The organism is Nocardia kruczakiae NBRC 101016 (assembly GCF_001612965.1).
In the GTDB taxonomy this organism is placed as follows: Bacteria; Actinomycetota; Actinomycetes; order Mycobacteriales; family Mycobacteriaceae; genus Nocardia; species Nocardia kruczakiae.
Genome location: NZ_BDBL01000024.1, coordinates 128,547 through 146,771 on the forward strand (window position 1 = coordinate 128,547; position 18,225 = coordinate 146,771).

Here is an 18,225-nt window from a genome sequence, read left to right on the forward strand (position 1 = left end):
GACGCTCCGACCTGCACCGATACCCCCCATCACTATGCTGACGCCGTGAGCACTGGCGCCCCGATGGTTTCCGTCCCCGCCGATCCGGACACCGTGACCGCGGTCGGTCCCGAGGACGACCCCACCGCGGCCGGTCTGCGGCCCGGCGACGTCGAAGCGGTGTGGGAGTCGGTCCGCGCGTGGTATCGGCTGGGAACCACTCCCGCGATCCAGATCTGCCTGCGCCGCCACGGCGCGATCGTGCTGAACCGGGCCATCGGCCACGGCTGGGGTAACGCCCCCGGCGACGGGCCCGACGTCGAACGCACACCGATCACCGTCGACTCCCCGTTCTGTGGTTTCTCCACCGCCAAAGGCGTCGCCGCGACGGTGATGGCGATGCTGATCGAGCAGGGCGCCTTCGCCCCCGAAGACCGGGTGTGTGACTACATTCCGGAATTCGCGGCGCACGGCAAGGGCCGCATCACCATCGCCGATGTGCTCTCCCACTCCGCCGGCGTGCCGTTCATGCCGGCGGGCTATCGCGGCTTCGACGCCGTCGTGGACGAGGAACTCGCGGTGCGGGCGCTGATCGAGTTGCGGCCGAGTTGGCCGCCCCGGCGATTCCGCGTCTATCACGCCCTGACCAGCGGGTTGATCCTGCGCCTGCTGGTCCAGCGTGCGACCGGCAAGCGGATGCGCGACCATCTCGCCGAACGGGTGCTGAATCCGCTCGGCTTCCGATGGACCACGTTCGGCGTGGCCCCCGAGGACGTCGACCGGGTGGTGCCGAGCGTGCGCACCGGACCGCGGCCTTCCCGAGCCTTCTCGATGGTGGCCGGCAAGGCACTCGGCGGCGGCATGAGTGCCTCCACGTCGGCGGAATCGGTGCGCGCGTTCCTCACCGCCGAGCTGCCCTCCGGCAATCTCGTGACCACCGCCTCGGAACTTTCCCGCTTCTACGAAATACTGTGTCGCGGTGGGGAACTCGACGGTGTGCGGATCCTGTCCCCCGACACGCTGCGCGGCGCGATCGCACCGGCGCCCCGGATCCCGGGCATCGTGGGCCGGGTCAGTCGCGCTGGATTCGAGCTGGGCGGGCGCCGGTCGAAATTCGGCGCCCACACCGAAACCCATTTCGGCCGTAGCGGTCTGACCACCCAGTACGGCTGGGCCGACCTCGACCGCGGACTGTCCGGCGCGATCCTGACCAGCGGCAAGTCGACCGTGGACACCGAGCGGCCCTGGCAGTTGTGCGCACAGATCTCGGCGGTCGTTCCGCACTCGCCCATCGCCCGACCGCAGGGCTAGCGCCGTCCGGCCGGCTCTCACCCCTGCCGCTGCGGCAAGCGAAGTCGCTCGAGCGACACCGCGTTCAGCGCGACGATGATGCTGGAGCCCGACATGGTCAGAGCGGCGATCTCCGGACGCAGGGTGAACCCGAAGGCCGGCTCGAACACACCCGCCGCGATCGGGAGGGCGACCGCGTTGTATCCCACCGCCCACGCCAGGTTCTGATGCATCTTGCGCAGGGTGCCGCGCCCGATCCGTAATGCGGTGGGCACATCGAGCGGGTCCGATCGCATCAGAACCACATCGGCGGTGTCGATGGCCACGTCCGTACCGGCGCCGATGGCGATGCCGAGGTCGGCCCGCGCCAGCGCGGGCGCGTCGTTCACGCCGTCGCCGACCATCGCGACTCTCCTTCCGCCGGACTGTAATTGCGCGATGGTGTCGGCCTTGTCACCGGGCAGCACCTCCGCGATGACGGTGTCGATACCCGATTCGGCCGCGATGCGGTCGGCGGTCGCGCGATTGTCGCCGGTGAGCATCACGACTTCCATACCCAGATCGTGCATTTCGCGCACCGCCGCGGCGGCGGTGTCGCGAGGCGCGTCGGCGATGCCGACGACCGCGACCGCCTTGTCGTCGACCGCCACCAGCACCGCGGTCTGCCCGCCGTCCGCGATCCTGGCCCGAGCCGCGGCCGAGTCGCCGAGTTCGATCCCCTCACGGTCCAGCAGTCGCCGGTTGCCGACGACGACGCGCTGCCCGTCGACCGTGGCGACGGCGCCGTGGCCGGGGACGTTCTCGAACTTCTCGGCCCGCGCCGGCGCGACGCCGCGTTCCTCGGCGTAGCGGACGATCGCCTGGGCCAGCGGGTGTTCGGACTCGCGCTCGACGGCGGCCACCGCCGCGAGCAACCGGGGTGAGGGCTCGGCGGCCGAGGTCACGAATTCGGTGACGGCCGGTTCGCCCTTGGTCAGGGTGCCGGTCTTGTCCAGTACCACCACGTCCACGCGGGCCGCGGTCTCCAGCGCGAGGGCGTTCTTGAACAGCACGCCCCGGCGAGCGCCGAGGCCGGTGCCGACCATGATCGCCGTCGGCGTGGCCAGGCCGAGCGCGTCGGGGCACGTGATCACCACGACGGTGATCGCGAACAACATGGCGGTGGCGAAGGTGGCACCGGCGAGCAGCCATCCGGCCAGGGTGGCCGCACCGCCGATCAGCGCGACCAGTACCAGCCAGAACGCCGCGCGATCGGCCAGCTGCTGGCCCGGTGCCTTCGAATTCTGCGCCTGCTGAACGAGATTCACGATCTGTGCCAGTGCGGTGTCGGAGCCGACCTTGTCCGCACGCACGCGCAGGGTGCCGTCGACGTTGATGCTGGCGCCGATCACCGGAGCACCGGGTTGTTTGTGCACCGGCAGACTCTCGCCGGTCACCATCGACTCGTCGACCTCGCTGTCGCCGTCTTCCACGACGCCGTCGACCGGGATCTTGGCACCGGGCCGCACCAGCAGCAGATCGCCGACGGCGACCTCGGCGGTGGGAATCTCCACCTCCTCACCGTCACGCAACACCACCGCGCGCGGCGGCGCCAGATCCAGCAGCGTGCGGATGGCGTCGGTGGCCCCGCCGCGGGCGCGCATCTCGAACCAGTGCCCGAGCAGCACGAAGGTGGCGAGCATGGTCGACGCCTCGTAGAAGACCGCGCCACCGCCCGTGAGCGTGACGGCCAGCGAATACAGCCAGCCCGCGCCGATGGCGACCGCCACCAGCACCATCATGTCGAGGGTCCGCGCCCGCAGCGCCTGCCACGCACCGGTGAAGAAGATCGTCGACGAATAGCCGATCACCGGCAGGCTCAGGATCAACGCCCACACATCCTGGCGCAGCCCGAACGGCACCGGCAGGTCGATGCCGAACATATCCGTCGCCATCGGCGACCACATCATGACGAGCACCGAGAAGACCAGCGCGACCAGGAATCGGTTGCGCATATCGGCGGCCATCGCGGCCATCGACATGTCGTGATGACCGTGTGTGCCGTGATGTCCGTGCGGAGGTGCCGCGGGTTCGTGCCGGTGCGCGCCGGCCGGTTCGGACGGCTCGGCCAGCGGATCGCAGACGTGCCGGGGCACCGACAGTCCGGAGCAGTGGATTCCGCAGTCGCGCAACCATTCCCGCAGTTCGTGGACCGAGGTCCGGGCCGGGTCGAAGCCGACCGTCGCGGTCTGGGCGGCGGGATTGACCGTGGTCTCGAGTACACCGGGACGGGCTCGCAGGACCCGGGTGGCGACCTGCTGGCGGCTCGCCCAGTGCAGGCCACTCAGATCCAGCACCACGGTTGCGTGACGGCTGTCATCCATGTGCACGACTCCTCTCGACCGGCGCGAGCGACTACAAGACCATATACCCACAGGGGGTATATGCCAAACAAGGTGCTTTCACCTGCCCCGGAAGGTCGGGGCTCGCCACCGTCATGGGCCGTCGTTAACATGGTCGGCTCAGGGGGCGACTATTCGGCGAAGGATGTTTCGGGCGGCGGAGGTTCCGATGAGGGTGTCGAACTCCCGCGGCGGGCGCGATACCGTCGATATCGCGCTGGTCGTGCCCGGTAGCGGACCGGCGGGCCTGTTCGGCCCGTCCTGTGAGGCGTGCGCCGCGCTGGCGGTGGAGGACATCAATCGCGCGGGCGGAATCTTGGATCGGCCGGTGCGATTGCACACGGTCGACGCGGGCGCGCCGCTGCCACTGCTGGCCGAGCGCATCGATCGCATGATCGGCACCGGCGCCGTCGACGGCGTGGTGGGCTGGCATCTGTCCAACGCCCGCCGGGTGCTGACGCCCCGTACGGCCGGACGGGTGCCGTACGTCTATACCACGTTCTACGAGGGCGGCGAGAATTCCGACGGCGTGTACATGGTCGGCGAGACGCCCGATCATCAGCTCTTCCCGGCGTTGCGCTGGCTGCGCGCGGAACAGGGCATCCGCCGCTGGTGCATCGTCGGCAACGATTACGTGTGGCCGCGCGAAACCGCCCGGGTCACCCGCGAGGCGGCGGCATTCGGGGATATCGACATCGTCGGCGAGACATTCGTCCCGCTCGGCAGCCGCGCCTTCGGGCCCGCCCTCGATCTGATTCGACGCTCCTCCGCCCAGGGGGTGCTGCTGCTGATGGTCGGTGCCGACTGCGCGGCGTTCAATCGCGCCTTCGCCCGCGCCGGCCTCGACGAGGACAGGCTGCGGCTGAGCATGATGATCGGCGAGGACGTCCTCTACGCGGGCGGCCCGGAGAGCACCCGCGGATTGTTCACCGCCTCAGGCTATTTCGAGAGCGTGGTATCGCCCGAGGCGATGGAATTCGGCAGCCGCTACACCGCCCGGTACGGCACCTTCGCCCCGGCGCTGAACAATATCGGCGAATCCTGCTACGAGGGTCTGCTGCTGTTCGCCTCCCTGGCGGAGGCGGCGCGCAGCCTCGACGTGCGCGATATCGAGCGCCACGCCGCCCGGGTGCGCTACGGCGGCCCGCGTGGTGAGGTGAAGGTCCGCGGCGCCCACACCACCCAGCCCGTCTACCTCGCCGATGCCGACGGCGTCGACTTCGACGTGGTGAGCGAATTGCGCCGCGCCTGAGCCGGATTCGGCTCCGGCCCCGCCACATCGCCGGCCCCGCGCCGGCCGAGGGCATCCTCCGGCCTGAGCCGCCCGATCAGGAGCACGATGGCGGCGCAGCCGATCCCGATCCCGGCGGCGACGATCCCCGGCACCGCGGTGACTGCCGCCTCGGCACTGCGGAACCAGGTGTGGGAATACTCGAGCCGGCCCAGGTCACGACCCTGCAGCGCCACCCCTGCGGAGGGCACGAAGAGGATCACGATCCCGACGACCGCACTGGTCGCACGCGGGCCGATCGCACACCCCAGGGCGTAGCCCGCCATCACCGCCAGTGCGATACAGCTCGGCACGGTCACCGCCGCGGTCGGCACGTCCACCACCGCTGAGCTCACCGCGGCCGCGATCGCCAGCACGACCGAGCCCGCGACGGCCGGCATCGGCAGGCGGATTCGCCATCCGGCGTAGAGCCCGGCGCCCGCGGCCGCGACCACCAGCACGGTCGACCAGGAGGGCCGGGGAACGGTGAGCAGAGCCGACCCCGCCGAGGCGAAGGCCACCATGACCACGATCAGCATTCCGTCCCGTCGGGGCAGCAGCAGCGCCGCCGCCGCCGTGGCGAGCAGCAGTATCGCCCCGCCCACCAGGATCGATACGAGCGCGCCGCCGCGGGCCATCCACACGGATGTGGCCAGGGTCGCCGAGACGATCACGACGGCGGACACCACCGGTTTCAGCGGCACCACAGCACTGTCGTCGGGTTCGGGTTGCCGCTCCTGCCGGAACAGCACGGCCGTGAACAGCATCAGTCCCAGTGCGACGAGAATCAGCCAGACCGGGGGCGCCCCGCGCAGGATGCCCTCCCCTGGGACGGCGGACGCGAAATCCGGCGCCTGGGTGAGGTCGGCGAACAGAATCGAGGCCAGCGCACCGAACAGATAACCCCCGGCCGGCGCGCGGCGATGCCAGACCGCCGCGGCCAGACAGCCCAGGATCACGCCGGCGAGCATGGAGTCGACATAGTTGAGCGTGGACAGCGTCCGGGTCTCCAGCCGCACGAGCAGGGTGTGGTTGACCAGCATCGTCGCGGTCGCACAGAAGACGGCGCACCAGGCCAGGCGACTGTTGCCGATCGCCGCCGACACCGAGACCGCGATCACCGCGATGAGCGCTCCGGCGGTCAGGGCCAGCGGCATATTGAAGATCAGCAGGTCGACCTGCAGCGCCGACCCCGGCGAGAGCCAGGACTGGCTGATCGGCATCATCATGGCCAGCCCGGCGACCGCGGCGGTGATGCAGGCGGCCGAGGTTTCCGCGGCCACTCGCAGCCATCGCGCGTCGGTGATGCCGGCCGACAACCGTTGTACGTGCCCCCGGATATCCGGAGAACCGAAAGTCACAGCACTCATGCCGGACTCCGTCCCCAGCAGGTAACGCCTGGGCGTGACTACCCCGCCGATTCGTTAGCCGAATGATTGCGGGACCGACACTACCGGAGCGCGGAAGCACCACTCGAGCCTCTGATCGGTATCTGGGGCCGGAAATCGGCAGTTCGATGAGGATTTGCTAACGGTTCGGTCGCGACGGATATAGCTTTCGTATCAATTCCGTCCGCCGCCGCGTGTCACCCACCCGTTCGCCCAGGTCGCGCCTGATTCGCACGGGCGCGCCCGTTGCCGGATCGTGTCCGAGGTCCTCGGCGCGATCGGCAACGGGCGCCGCGTGATCTACCGGGCTACGTCGTCGGCGGGCGCCTCCCCGCCCTCGGGCCCGGCCGAGGAACTCGCACTGCGAAACAGCGGACGATGCGCCACCCCGCCGGCGGGTGCCGGCGTCTCGATGGGTACCGGACTGTGGCTGAACAGATTCGGCTGCTCACTCATATCGGATGTCCTTCAGATTCTCACCATCGACGGCCCGTCCGGCCAGCGAATCGGCCGCACCGCTCGCGCGCACAGCGCACTGTGCGATTACCGACAGGATTTACAGTACACCCCCGATAACCGACCGCGGGCGCGACGAGCCGGACCGGCCACTCGGGTGGCGGCGCGGAATCGGTTCGGCGGGCACACATTCCGCGACCGCGCGGCCGTCAGCCGCGACCGTGCCGCAGTTCGTACTGCTCGCGTTCGGCCGCCGCGCGCTGCCGTTCGGCGACATCGGCCAGTTCGGGATCGAGTCCGTGCTTGAGCAGGCGGTGCCGCCGATACACGTACATCAGCGCGATAGTGAAGTAGACCAGCGGCAGGTACAGCAGCGCCGCCATCGACAGTCCGATCCACAGCGGGCCCGGGACCAGCAGGAACAGGCACAGCACGGGGATGATCGGCACCAGGAACCGCAGCAGGTAGCGGCGGGCGGCGCCCGGCCCGGTCAGATCGCGAAGCACCCACTGCTGCATCGAGGGCGGCAGGGTGGCGCCGCAGATATAGCGCACGCGCTGAACCGGATTCGGCTTCTGCTCACTCATCGGTAGCTCCCTGGGTATCGGCGAGCGCGGCTCGCCGTGCGGCCTCGTTGACGCGGGTCAGCACCTCGCGCAGTTCCTCCAGATCGGCCAGGCTGACGCCCAGCCGCTGCACGACCGCCGGCGGGATCCGCTCGGCCTGGCGGCGCAGCGCCCACCCGGCCTCGGTCAGATCGATCAGCAGTGTGCGTTCGTCGCGCCGATCGCGGCGGCGGGTGATGAGACCCGCCGACTCGAGCCGCTTGAGCAGCGGGGACAGCGTGGCGGAATCGAGTTGGATCGCCTCGGCGATGGCCTTCACCGACATGGGCGCCTCACCCCACAGGGCCAACATCACCAGATACTGCGGATGGGTCAGCCCCAGCGGCTCCAGCAGCGGGCGATACACCGTCAGCACCGATCGGTTCGCGACGGCCAGCGCGAAACACACCTGCCGGTCCAGCCGCAGCGGATCCTCGACGTCGGTCGTCATGGCCCACCTCCTCGTGTCGAGCCCAGATTAGCGCGCCAATAGTTAGTGCACAAACTATTAGTGCGCGATCACACACCCGGCTTCGATGAACGTCCTCCGACGCGGCCGGGCGCATCCGAATCGGTTTCACCGACGCGACGAGCAGCCCGATAGTTATCGGTGAATCCGCGTCAGCGAACGAGTTCGAGCTCCGACTCGATGAGAACTAACCACTGGTTCACGTGCATCCATTCAGCAGAATCCGTGATGAAAAGCGATCTGTCCTCGGAATTATGTTGACGATCATTCACAGTCAGTGATGTACTGTTTCGCGACGACCGGCCGAGCTCGTGGTGCCCGTGGGTGTGATCGACCGGGCCGTCTGTCCGGGCTCGCTCCGTCGTGGTCCCCAGTTCCCGTCCGCATGGGGCGAGCCCGGATTTTCGCAACCGAGTCGAGGGGCGGGGCGCAGTGGCCGGGCCGGGGCAGCGGGATTCGTTGTTGCATCGCTATCTGGGAGATCGGCGGTTCGCGCTGTGCCTGCCGCGGGCGCTGGCCTTTCAGATCCTGCATCCCGGAATCGCTGCCGGTCTGGTGCAACACGCGCCGAACCGGCTGTGGGAGCACAAGAAACGCACCGTATCGCAGATGGTGTACATGGCCTACAGCGAGCGGGATATGCGATCGGTGATCCAATTCGGGCACGAGCACGTGAAGGGGCGCGACGACTGGGGCGCGCGGTATCACGCTCTGCAGCCGGAGATCTTCTTCTTCCAGCACGCCACCTACGTCGATACCCTGATGACCTCGGTCGACATCTTCCATCGCCCGCTCTCCGATCACGACCGTGAGCGGCTCTACCACGAATGCTGCGAGTGGTATCTGCGGCACGGCATCTCGGCGCGCGCCATGCCGCAGACGTGGCCGGAGTTCGTGACCTACTTCGAGAACGCCTGCGCCGGATTGCGATTCGGCGACAATGCCGCGGCGCTGGCACCGCAGGTGCTACGCCCCGACGCGTGGATCCCGCGCCGGCTTCCCACCGCCGTCGTCCGCGCGCTCATTGCCGCTCCGGCACGTGATTTGCTCGGAGTCGGCCTGCATCGCGGCGACCGATTCGCCCTGCGCCGCTATGCGGCGAGCACGCGAAGCCGCATAGCGGTACTCCCCGCCCGCATGCGCTATCTTCCCCAGGCCCGCACCGCGGACGGAATGAACGCGGTGAGAGCGACATCGCCTGCGCCACAGAGGTGTTGACCGCCGCCCGAGAATGCGACATGTGCGGCGGATCGGCCGGATCCGCCGCACATGTCACGGTCGGCACTCGCCGTGCCGCACCGGTGAATTCAGACGAGAACCTTCTGCTTACGGATCCGCCGCTGCACATCTCGCATCATCATCTTCGTCCCGGAGAACCGGATGAACTTGGGGATGAACCGGTTCACGAATCCGACGAACAGGAACAGATGCTCGAATCGGCGCTGGTCGGTCGCGCTCCACTCCACGCCCATCTGTTCGCGGAAATGCGGAGGCAGAAATCCGGCGGTGAGGAAGCGCAGCAACCCGCCGAAGAGCAGTCGCATGTACCAGTGGATCATCCGAAGATGCAGCAGGTCACCGATATACGCGCGGAACGCGTCGTCGACGATCACCTGCCGGCAGGCCTCGACCCAGTACGCGTCGAAGTCGGCGCGCGTCTTCGGCCACATGTCGGGATGCACCTGCAGCGTGGTGCCGAAGGTGTCCGCCCCCTGATAGAACGCCTCGAGCTCCTCCGGTGACATCTTGCCGTTGATCAGCTGGTGGGAGTCCTCGAACCCGATGTAGATACACGCCGCGACATACAGCTGCAGATTCCGGTCGAAGGCGTTGTACTTCACCTTCGCCCCGGGCTTGGACCGCACCTGCCGGTGCGCGACGTTCACCGCCTCACGGAATTCCTTCTTCTCCTCCGGCGTACCGAGAATCGCCACCGCCAGATACGAGGCCGTGGTGCGCAGCCGTTTCCACGGATGCACCATGAGCGCACCCGATTCCACGGTGCTCTCCATGACACCGGCCGCCACCGCGGGGTGCGCGAACTGCATCGCGACGTTGGCGGCCGCACCCGCGAACATCCAGAAATCCAGGGAGTCGGGCAGTTGCGCGGGGCGCTTGCGCGGCGAGCGATGGAAGTCCGGAATGTGGATGCGCGTCTGCTCCAGCGTCAGCGGCGGCGTCTGCGCGAGGTCGGGGCGTGGAGCTCGCTCGCCCTCCGTCCGGCCCCGCCCGACCGGCACGGATTCCTCCGGGACGTAGGAATCACTGTGCGGGTCGGTGTAATTCGGCTCCCAAGGCTGCGTTGCCGTTGTCATGCGAGTCCTCTCTCGGAACGTTTCGCCGGCGCGACCGGAGATGCGCCGGGCCCCGCGCTTCGGGGCGCGGGCGGTGCCGCCGGGACCGGCGGCACCATGCGACACGGGAGACCGAGGGGCCCACCCGGCAGACCGGCTCGTCTCGGAGCCGACGCGACAACCACCGATGCGCGGTTACCGGCGCTCTCGCGGATTTCTCCCTCTGCCACGGCGATACCCCCTCGTATACTCCTCAGGGTCGGCCCGGCCTGCACTATGTTACTCATAATTCTCACTTGATCAACGGGTCGAAGGCGCAATCGTTGCTTCTTTCGCCCTGATTCCGCCAGCTAAGTTGTCAATCATTCCGGCCTCTGCATGTCATCGCGTGGCGAGTCGCCCGAACAACGTCATCTCCATCAGCCGGACCACATGAGCCCGCGGACACATCTGCTGGTTGTTGCCGAACAGCCGCCCCAGACCGACGACGAGCCCGAACCCGGCATGAACGAGGATGCGGGCCTGCGCCCGCGCCAGCTCCGGCCGCGCATCCACCAGCAGCTCCACCCATTCGGCCACCACCAGCCGCTGGATATTGCGCAGCACCGTCCGCTCGTAGGCGCCGACATTGCCGAATTCGGCGTAGTAGACGAACGTCAGCTCGCGCTCGGCGAACGATCCCGCGACGTAGAGGTCGATCAGTTTCGCCAGCGCCTCCTCGGAGTTCCGCGACGCCTCCACCGCGGGTGCGATCGCGGCGGCCATCCGGTCGGCCACCCGCCGGAAGGCCGCCGCCAGCAGGGCATCCTTGCTGCGGTAGTACCGGTACACCGCCGAGGCGGCCGACAGTTCGGCCGCCGCCGCGATCTCCTCCACGCTCACATTCGGGTAACCGCGCTCGTGGAACAGCTCGACCGCCTTGTTCAGCAGCACCTGATGTTTGAACGATTGCGGAATATCGTTCGCCCGCACGGGTTCCGGCGCATCGGCGGCCTCCGGCAGGTCGGTTCGGATCAACGACCAGGCGGCCTCGCTCAGCACCACCGCGAGCGACTTCGCCGGCAGATGCGCGTGGTGGTCGCCGATACTGCTCACCACACTGAAGATCGCGACCGCGCGCACCAGGCCCTCGCGGCGGGCCGATTCCGGGCGCAATTCGCCGATCAGCGCACGCAGAGCGGAGATCGCGGTTTCGAACCGTTCGTCGAAGGTCCGGCGGTCGTCGCGATCGAGGTAGCGGGCCTCCCACCGCGCCAGCGCGGCCGTCGGCCGATTGGCGATGGTATCGGCCACGATGGCGTCGATGACCGATCCGAGTCGCGCTTCGGCGCTGTGGCCCTGCACCTCCGCGGGCAGCGTCACCGCCGTCACCGCGGCGGCGGACAAACGCAGCAGCTCCTCGCGGAACAGCGCGTACTTGCTCGGATAGTGCCGGTACAGCGCCGCCGAGGAAATCCCCAGCCGGGCGGCGATATCCTCCATGCTCACCCCGTGATAGCCCAGCGAGCCGAAGGCCGCCGCCGAGGCGGAGGCGATCTGCGCCCGGCGGTTCTTGGGCCGGCGGCGGATCACGCGTTCGGGGTTGTGCGTGGCCGGCGCGGTCGCCTTCGCGCGACCGTCCTGTGCGCGACTCACATTGTCTGCCAATCCTTTTCGCCGAGGACCGCTACGACTGCGGCGGCAGCGGAGTCAGCGGCGTACTGATCTTGTCGACCAGCCAGCGGTCGCCCTGCTTCTGCAGTCGCATCACCGTCGACAGCTGTCCCGGTTCCGGTTTGCCCTGGGTGCCCAGGCTGGTGATGGTCTGCCCGATCACCACGATCGCCTCCGCGGAATTCTTGTCCCCGGAACGGATCGCGCACTGCACATCGGTCGACTTCGCGACGACCTCGCCCTTGGCCAGGACGTCGCTGAGGTCCTTGCTGTTGGATTCGAACTGCTTCTTCCACTCACCGGAAGCGCCGGCCAGCACATCGCGGACGTACTGGTCGAGATGTTTGGAATCGTAGGTCGAGACCACCGGACCGTAGGCGCACGCGGCCCGGCGGGCCTGCGCCTGCGCGTCCAGCACCTCCTCGTGATCCTTGTTCTGCAGGTAGAAGTAGATACTCGTGCCGATCGCGGCGCCCAGGACCACGGCCACCGCCGCCCGCAGGCCGATCCGCACACCGCGTCCGCCGACGGCCGGACGCAGTCGCGACAGCGGCGAAACCTTTGCCGCGGTGATCGTTTCGGTGGTGGTCGTTTCGGTGTGATTCGACTCGGCGGTATCGGATGTCCCCGCCGCATCCGATCCGGCCGTCTCGGCTGCCCCGGATGCCTCCGGTGCCACAGCTGCCGCGGTCTCCGGTTCGTCGACGGCGTCGACCGTGGGTTCGCGCTCCTCGGCGCCTCCGCTTTCCTTGTCGCTCATCGTGTTCGCTTCCTAGTTGTCGGGTATGGGGCCGGACGGGATGGGCCGCGACATCTCGTTGCCGGTGACTCCCGGCGGCGGGCCGGATCCGTTGTCGGGGAGGTTCGGCCGCGGCGCATTGGCCGAACCACGCACCTGCAGTGCGGGATCGGCGGTGAGGCAGTAGTTGTACAGCCGCACCCGGGTATCGGTCATGATCTTGGTCGGGGTGACCGGAATCGTGTCGTAGTCGCAGGTCGGACGGGGCCAGAAGTCGGCGAGGGTGTGATATGCGCCGTCGTGAGCGGGCACGCCGAGCGCTTGAATGCCTTGGCGCAGTGCGGGAAACAGTGCCTCGATCGCCGGCTGGCGCAGTTTCGCGGCCTTGGTGATGGCGACGAAATTGGTAACCAGATCGGTCAGCGGATCCTGATTCTTCGCCACCACGTCACCGAGGGTCGCCAGCTCACCCGGGCCCTGGTCGAGGAACTTCCGGATTTCGTTGTCGGCGGCGGTGGCCTGCTGGAACAACGCACTGCCCGCCGCGGTGAGAGTGCTCAGGTCGGGCTGGGCGTGCGAGGTGGTCTCGGCGATCACCTGCAGGTTCTCGAGCAGCTGCTGGGTCTGCGGCAGCAGATCGGACAACCCCGCCATCGCACGGCTGATGCCGGAGATCATGTTGCGCAAACGATCCGGGCCCCCGCCGAGCGCCGTGTCCAGCTCGTCGACGATGACGGTGAGCCGGTCCGGATTCATTCCGCCGATGAATCCGCTCAGGTCGGTGAGCAGATTCTGCACCGGGATCGGCACGCTGGTGCGTGCGCGCTCCACGACGGCGCCGTCGGACAGATACGGACCGGTGTCGGCGTCGGGCCGGAAGTCCAGGTACTGCTCGCCCGCCGCGGACAGCCGGCCGACGTGCACCGCACCGCCGACCGGAATCTCGGCGCTGTCGTCGATTTCGGCGATCGCGTCGATTCCGTCACCGGAGACTCGCACATCGGAGACCTTTCCGACGCGGGTGCCACGGAAGGTCACGTCGTTGCCCGGGAGGATGCCGCCCGAGGTCGCCAGTTGCACGGTGACGGTGAAGGTGTGCGGAATAGGATTGAACCGCAACACATATCGGGCCAGATATCCGGACCCGATCACCAGCACCACGATCAGGCTGAGGTTGGCCAGGGCGATGCGCCGGCGCACCACCCAATTCCACAGCGGAGTATTCATCGTTCACCACCCTGCTGGGAAGGTTCGGTCGGCGCACCGGGCGCGTCCGGCGGATTCGTGCCGGGAGGCGTCGTACCCGGCACCGGCTGCGGCGGGCTGATGACCCGGCCGAACACTTTCTCGAATACCTGCGCCAAACTGCCCGCGAATGCCGGAACGTCGCCGATTTCGGGCCACCGGCTGCCGTGCGGATCACTGAGCGCCCCGATACTCAGATACGACACCACCGGCATGACGGCCAGTCCGGAACCCCGCAGGCTGGCCATCAGCGGCGGATATATGTCGTTGAGCCCGTTGAGTGCCTCGGTGAGATTGCCGCCCATTTCCGTGAAGCCCGACATGAGTTTCTGGATGCTGTCGAACAGGCTCAGGAATTGCGGGCTGGTGGTATCGGTGAAATCGCCCAGCGCCGCCATCGTGGTCGACACCTTCGTCGTGAGATCCACGATGCGCTGATTGTTCTCGTTCACCAGCCCGAGCAGTTGCGGGAAGGTATCGGCCGCGTCGCCGAGTTCCTTTTTGCGCCTGGCCAATTCGCCGGAGAGCGTATTCAACCCCTGGAGGGTGGCGTCGATATCGCCGGTGCGCTGATTGAGCGCGGCGATCACACCGGTCATTTCGCTCAGCAGATGCGCCAACTGCGGTCCGCGCCCGGCGAACATCGAATTCATCTGCGTGGTGATCTGCGCGGCCTGGTTGATACCGCCGCCGTTGACCAGCATGGCCACCGACATCATCAACTGCTCGACGGAGGCGGCGGTGCCGGTGTGATCGACGCCGATGGTGTCACCGTCACGCAACGGCGGACCCGCCTCCTGCGCGGACGGCAAGGTCATGGCCACCGACATATCGCCCAGCGGCGTGGCCTGGCGCAATTCCACCGTCGTCCCACGCGGCAGGACGATGTCGGATCTGATCTGCATCCGCACATCGGCGACGAAATTCGTGGTCTCGATACCGGTGACGGTGCCGATATCGGTGCCGCCGATGCGCACGTGCGCGTGATCGGGCAGATTCAGCACATCGGTGAACGCGGCGTGCACGGTGTAGCCCGGACCGCCGATACCCGGCTTGGGCATCGGCACGTTCTCCAATGTCAGCCCGCATCCGCTGATGCCGAGTGTGGTGGCGGTCGCGACGGCGGTGACAACGAGGCCGCGACGGGATGTTCTGCGCTGTGATCGTGTCATTTTCCGCTGATCCCCAGAAGTGCGGCGGTGAGTCCGAAATCGGGCCCCATATCGGCGATCTTTCCGGTCCGGCAGCCGTCGAGGCGCATCATCACCCGCTCACAGAAGGTGGACAGCGCTTCACCGTCGAGCACGGATTTGTCGAGCAGGCCGTGCAGGCGCAGCGCCTGATGTTCGTAACTGGTGGCGTTGGCCAGGTTCTCGAACATCAGCGGTGCGACATCCACGATTTCGGTGAGATTGCGGGCATTGGCGCGCATCTGATCGCTGATAGCCACGAACCGGGTCAAAGCCCCGGCCAGCTGGTCCTTGTTCTGCCCCACCACCGTGGCGGTATTGGCGACGAAATCGTTGAGCTGGGTGAGCACGGCCTGCAAGCCGGGCGCCTGATCGCCCATCAGCTTCAGCAATTCGGTGAGCCGGCCGCTGAAATCCCGTACGGTCTGGTCGTTCTGGGCGATGACCTGTGTGACGTCGTTGAGCTTGACGATCGTATTGGAGATCTGGTCCTTGTTGGCGAACGTCGTCTCGAACGCACCCGAGAGCGCGTCCAGGGTCTGGCGCAGTTTGTCGCCGTTGCCGTTGAGCAGCGGGAACAACACCCGGCTGGCCATCGGCCCGGTGTCGCTGTCACCCTTCAGCGACGCACCCAGCTGGTCGAAGGTCTGCATGATGCGGTCGAGCTCCACCGGTGTCCTGGTGCGCGGCAACGGAATATGCGCGCCATCGGCCATGGTGGGCCCGGTTCCGTCGTAGGCCGGAGCCAGTTCGACGTGGCGGTTGGTGATCAGCTGCGGATTCACCAGTGCGGCCATGGCGTCGGCGGGCAGTTTCACGCTCTTGTCGACCTTCATGACCACCTGCACATAGGTGCCCTTGGCCTCCACCGATTCGACGGTGCCGACCGGCACACCCAGCACATCGACCTCGTTGCCGGCATACAGTCCGGCCACATTGTCGAAATCGGCGCTGATGCGCATGTTGTCGCCGAGCACCTCGTTGGTGGCCGTGCCGAGCGAACCCGGCAGCAGCGAACAGCCCGAGGCGGCGGAGGCGACCAGGCACACCGCGGCGAGTTGGGCCAGTGCGCGCAGTTTCATCACTTACACCCCTGAACGACCTGTGCGAAACAGATCCAGTTGTCGGGGAACAGTCCCCACGGCACATACACATCGCCGTACGGTCCGTTGCCCAATACGTTGTTGAACTGCCGCAAGGTGACCGGCATGATCTCGTAGAGCCGGTCGAGGTTGGTCTTGTTCTTCTCCAGACCCTCGGACATGGTGTTCAGATCCCGGATCATCGGGCCGAACTGGTTGTTGTTCTCCAACCCCATGTCCTGCAGCAACTTCGACAGTGAGGCGACATTGTCGAGCAGGTTCTTCAGCAGTTGCTGGCGCTTCTGCACGGCCTGGCCGATGGCCTCGCCGCGGGTCAGCAGCATCAGCACGCTGTTCTGGTTGTCGGCGACCAGCTGGGACACCTGATCCATCCCCTTCAGCAGGGTGTCGACCTCGTCGCGGCGGTCGTTGATCACCTTGGCCAGCGAGCCGATGCTGTCGAGCGCCTGCACCGCCAGCTGCGGCGAGTCGCCCATCTGCTGGTTCATGGTGTCGAGCGCCTCGCGCAACTTCTGCGGGTCGATCCGCTCGATCCGTTCGAACGACGCCTTGTACTGCGGGTCCTGGATCACCTTGCTCAGGTTGTAGGGCACGCTGGTGTGATCGAGCGCGATCCGGTTGCCCGGCAGGCCTTTTCCGTTCCCCGGTACGAGGTCGACGTGCAGCCGCCCGAGAATCGTCGACATCTTGATCGCCGCCCGCGCGTCCGGTCCCAGCCGCAGATCGCCACGTACCTTCAGATCCGCGACCACCTTGGCGCCGTCGAGCCGCACCGCCCGCACCGCGCCCACCTCGATCCCCGAGACGTCGACGGTCGCACCGGGACGCAGCCCCGCGGCTTGCGCGAATTCGGCGTGAATCGTCTTGTCCCCCAGACGCGCCTGGGTCAGCGCGCTGGAGCCGAGCAACAGGATCAGCACGGTCGCCGAGGCGATCAGGCCGAGCCGCAGATACCGGTTGCGCAGAAATCCGAACACCTTCGGCAACCTCGGTCGCGCGAACCTCGCCATCACCGGCACACCTCCGAATGCGCGTTGCCACCGATCTGAGAGAACAGGCCCGGCGGCAGGAGCACGCCCCACAGCGAGACGTCGAGACCGCAGAAGTAGGCGTTGCCGTAGGCGCCGTAACTGGAGAACTGGGCCACCCGGTTCAGCACATTCGGCAATTGCACCGCCGCCCGGTCCAGCGACGCGCCGTTGAGCAGCAGCAGCGCCACACCGGTGGTGGCCTTGTTCTGTGCGGCGGCGATGCCGGGCTTGACCTGGGCCACCAATCCGACCAGCGAATCGGTCGAGGTGGCCACCTGATCGACCGACGACTTCAGCGCCTCACCCTGGGCGTAGAGCCCGTCCATCAGCGAACGGGTCTGGGTGATCAGTGTCTCCAGCTCGTTGCTGCGATGCGCCAGGCCGGACATCACGCTGCTGAGGTTCGAGACCACGTCACCGAGGATCTTGTCGCGCTGGCCGAAGGTTCCGGCCAGCTGCGCGGCCTGGGTGATCAAGGTGCTCAGCGAGACCTGATTGCCCTGTAGCGCCTGAATCAGCGTCTCGGACAGCGAATTCACCTGATCGGGTTGCAGCACCGAGAACAGCGGTTCGAAGCCGGACAGCAAGGCCGACACGTCGAACGACGGCTCGGTGTGCTCGAGGGGAATGCGCCCACCCGCCGGCAGAGACGTGCCCGGCTCCTTCCCCGGCGCCAGCGCGACGTAGCGCTGGCCGATCAGGTTCTGGTACCGCACCATCGCCTTGGTCGTGGTGGTCAGATGCTGGTTGCTCCGGATGCTGAACTCCACTCCGGCCTTGTAGTCGCCGACGAAGTCGATCTTGTCCACCCGGCCGACCCGCACCCCCGCCATGCGCACGTCGTCGCCGACCCGCAGGCCGAGCACATCGGAGAAGACGGCCGAATACCGGCTGGTCGAGCCCGGCACCGTGCGTTGCAAGGTGCCGTAGATGGTCGAGGTCAGCGCGATCGCGACGACCGCGAAGATGCCGAAACCGATCAGTGCCTTCGTCGATTTCACTGCGTCACACCACCTTCCGCCGTCTCGCCGACGGTCAGATAGCCCCCGGCGAGGACGGGCCCCAGCAGCAGGAGCTGCGCCAGATTCGGCGGACCGCCGACCACCGCGGCGACCGCGGCGGGCCCGCGCAG

The 18,225-nt window shown here is 67.5% G+C and carries 16 protein-coding genes; 3 read left to right on the forward strand and 13 right to left on the reverse strand.

Annotated features, from left to right (window positions below):
* The first annotated feature begins 45 nt into the window (after positions 1 to 45).
* The gene (locus tag NK1_RS18385; protein WP_245660637.1) at positions 46 to 1,290 is read left to right on the forward strand and encodes a serine hydrolase; all 1,245 of its coding nucleotides are present in this window, start codon (positions 46 to 48) and stop codon (positions 1,288 to 1,290) included.
* A gap of 17 nt (positions 1,291 to 1,307) precedes the next feature.
* On the opposite strand, the gene NK1_RS18390 is transcribed toward NK1_RS18385, so the two are convergent.
* Positions 1,308 to 3,632: a heavy metal translocating P-type ATPase gene (locus NK1_RS18390; protein ID WP_063010187.1), complete on the reverse strand. Its 2,325-nt coding sequence runs from the start codon at positions 3,630 to 3,632 to the stop codon at positions 1,308 to 1,310.
* 187 nt (positions 3,633 to 3,819) lie between these two features.
* Between NK1_RS18390 and NK1_RS18395 the strand changes: the two genes are divergently transcribed.
* Positions 3,820 to 4,902: a substrate-binding domain-containing protein gene (locus NK1_RS18395; protein WP_245660638.1), complete on the forward strand. Its 1,083-nt coding sequence runs from the start codon at positions 3,820 to 3,822 to the stop codon at positions 4,900 to 4,902.
* Here the strand turns inward: NK1_RS18395 and NK1_RS18400 are convergent.
* From NK1_RS18400 to NK1_RS18410, 4 genes are all read right to left on the reverse strand, one after another.
* Entirely contained in the window at positions 4,842 to 6,290 is a 1,449-nt protein-coding gene (locus NK1_RS18400) for a hypothetical protein (RefSeq protein ID WP_157104333.1), read from the reverse strand. The two genes, NK1_RS18395 and NK1_RS18400, sit on opposite strands and share 61 nt — an antisense overlap.
* Before the next feature lie 318 nt (positions 6,291 to 6,608).
* A complete protein-coding gene (locus NK1_RS34605) occupies positions 6,609 to 6,764 on the reverse strand; it encodes a hypothetical protein (protein WP_157104334.1) in 156 nt (51 codons plus the stop codon).
* A gap of 209 nt (positions 6,765 to 6,973) precedes the next feature.
* Positions 6,974 to 7,351: a DUF5313 family protein gene (locus NK1_RS18405; protein ID WP_063010193.1), complete on the reverse strand. Its 378-nt coding sequence runs from the start codon at positions 7,349 to 7,351 to the stop codon at positions 6,974 to 6,976.
* Positions 7,344 to 7,820, reverse strand: coding sequence for a MarR family winged helix-turn-helix transcriptional regulator (locus NK1_RS18410; protein ID WP_063010195.1), 477 nt, complete (start codon positions 7,818 to 7,820; stop codon positions 7,344 to 7,346). Before NK1_RS18410 ends, NK1_RS18405 begins: the two co-directional genes overlap by 8 nt.
* A 480-nt stretch (positions 7,821 to 8,300) precedes the next feature.
* Between NK1_RS18410 and NK1_RS18415 the strand changes: the two genes are divergently transcribed.
* Entirely contained in the window at positions 8,301 to 9,056 is a 756-nt protein-coding gene (locus tag NK1_RS18415; protein ID WP_245660640.1) for an oxygenase MpaB family protein, read from the forward strand.
* Between the two features lie 89 nt (positions 9,057 to 9,145).
* On the opposite strand, the gene NK1_RS18420 is transcribed toward NK1_RS18415, so the two are convergent.
* The 8 genes from NK1_RS18420 to NK1_RS18455 form a co-directional block, all read right to left on the reverse strand.
* On the reverse strand, positions 9,146 to 10,153 hold the full coding sequence (locus tag NK1_RS18420) for an oxygenase MpaB family protein (protein WP_084461157.1): 1,008 nt from the start codon (positions 10,151 to 10,153) through the stop codon (positions 9,146 to 9,148).
* Between the two features lie 360 nt (positions 10,154 to 10,513).
* Positions 10,514 to 11,767, reverse strand: coding sequence for a TetR/AcrR family transcriptional regulator (locus NK1_RS18425; RefSeq protein ID WP_063010199.1), 1,254 nt, complete (start codon positions 11,765 to 11,767; stop codon positions 10,514 to 10,516).
* 31 nt (positions 11,768 to 11,798) lie between these two features.
* Positions 11,799 to 12,545 (reverse strand): Rv1363c family protein, encoded by a 747-nt coding sequence (locus tag NK1_RS18430; protein WP_063010201.1) that lies wholly within the window; start codon positions 12,543 to 12,545, stop codon positions 11,799 to 11,801.
* A gap of 12 nt (positions 12,546 to 12,557) precedes the next feature.
* On the reverse strand, positions 12,558 to 13,751 hold the full coding sequence (locus NK1_RS18435; RefSeq protein WP_063010203.1) for an MCE family protein: 1,194 nt from the start codon (positions 13,749 to 13,751) through the stop codon (positions 12,558 to 12,560).
* Positions 13,748 to 14,941, reverse strand: a complete 1,194-nt coding sequence (locus tag NK1_RS18440) for an MCE family protein (RefSeq protein ID WP_063906038.1) — start codon at positions 14,939 to 14,941, stop codon at positions 13,748 to 13,750. The genes NK1_RS18435 and NK1_RS18440 overlap by 4 nt, the downstream gene beginning before the upstream one ends.
* Positions 14,938 to 16,041: an MCE family protein gene (locus tag NK1_RS18445; RefSeq protein ID WP_063010205.1), complete on the reverse strand. Its 1,104-nt coding sequence runs from the start codon at positions 16,039 to 16,041 to the stop codon at positions 14,938 to 14,940. Before NK1_RS18445 ends, NK1_RS18440 begins: the two co-directional genes overlap by 4 nt.
* Complete coding sequence (locus NK1_RS18450) at positions 16,041 to 17,072, reverse strand: MCE family protein (protein WP_063010257.1); 1,032 nt, start codon at positions 17,070 to 17,072, stop codon at positions 16,041 to 16,043. Before NK1_RS18450 ends, NK1_RS18445 begins: the two co-directional genes overlap by 1 nt.
* Positions 17,072 to 18,094 (reverse strand): MCE family protein, encoded by a 1,023-nt coding sequence (locus tag NK1_RS18455; protein ID WP_063010207.1) that lies wholly within the window; start codon positions 18,092 to 18,094, stop codon positions 17,072 to 17,074. The genes NK1_RS18450 and NK1_RS18455 overlap by 1 nt, the downstream gene beginning before the upstream one ends.
* Positions 18,095 to 18,225: the final 131 nt, after the last annotated feature.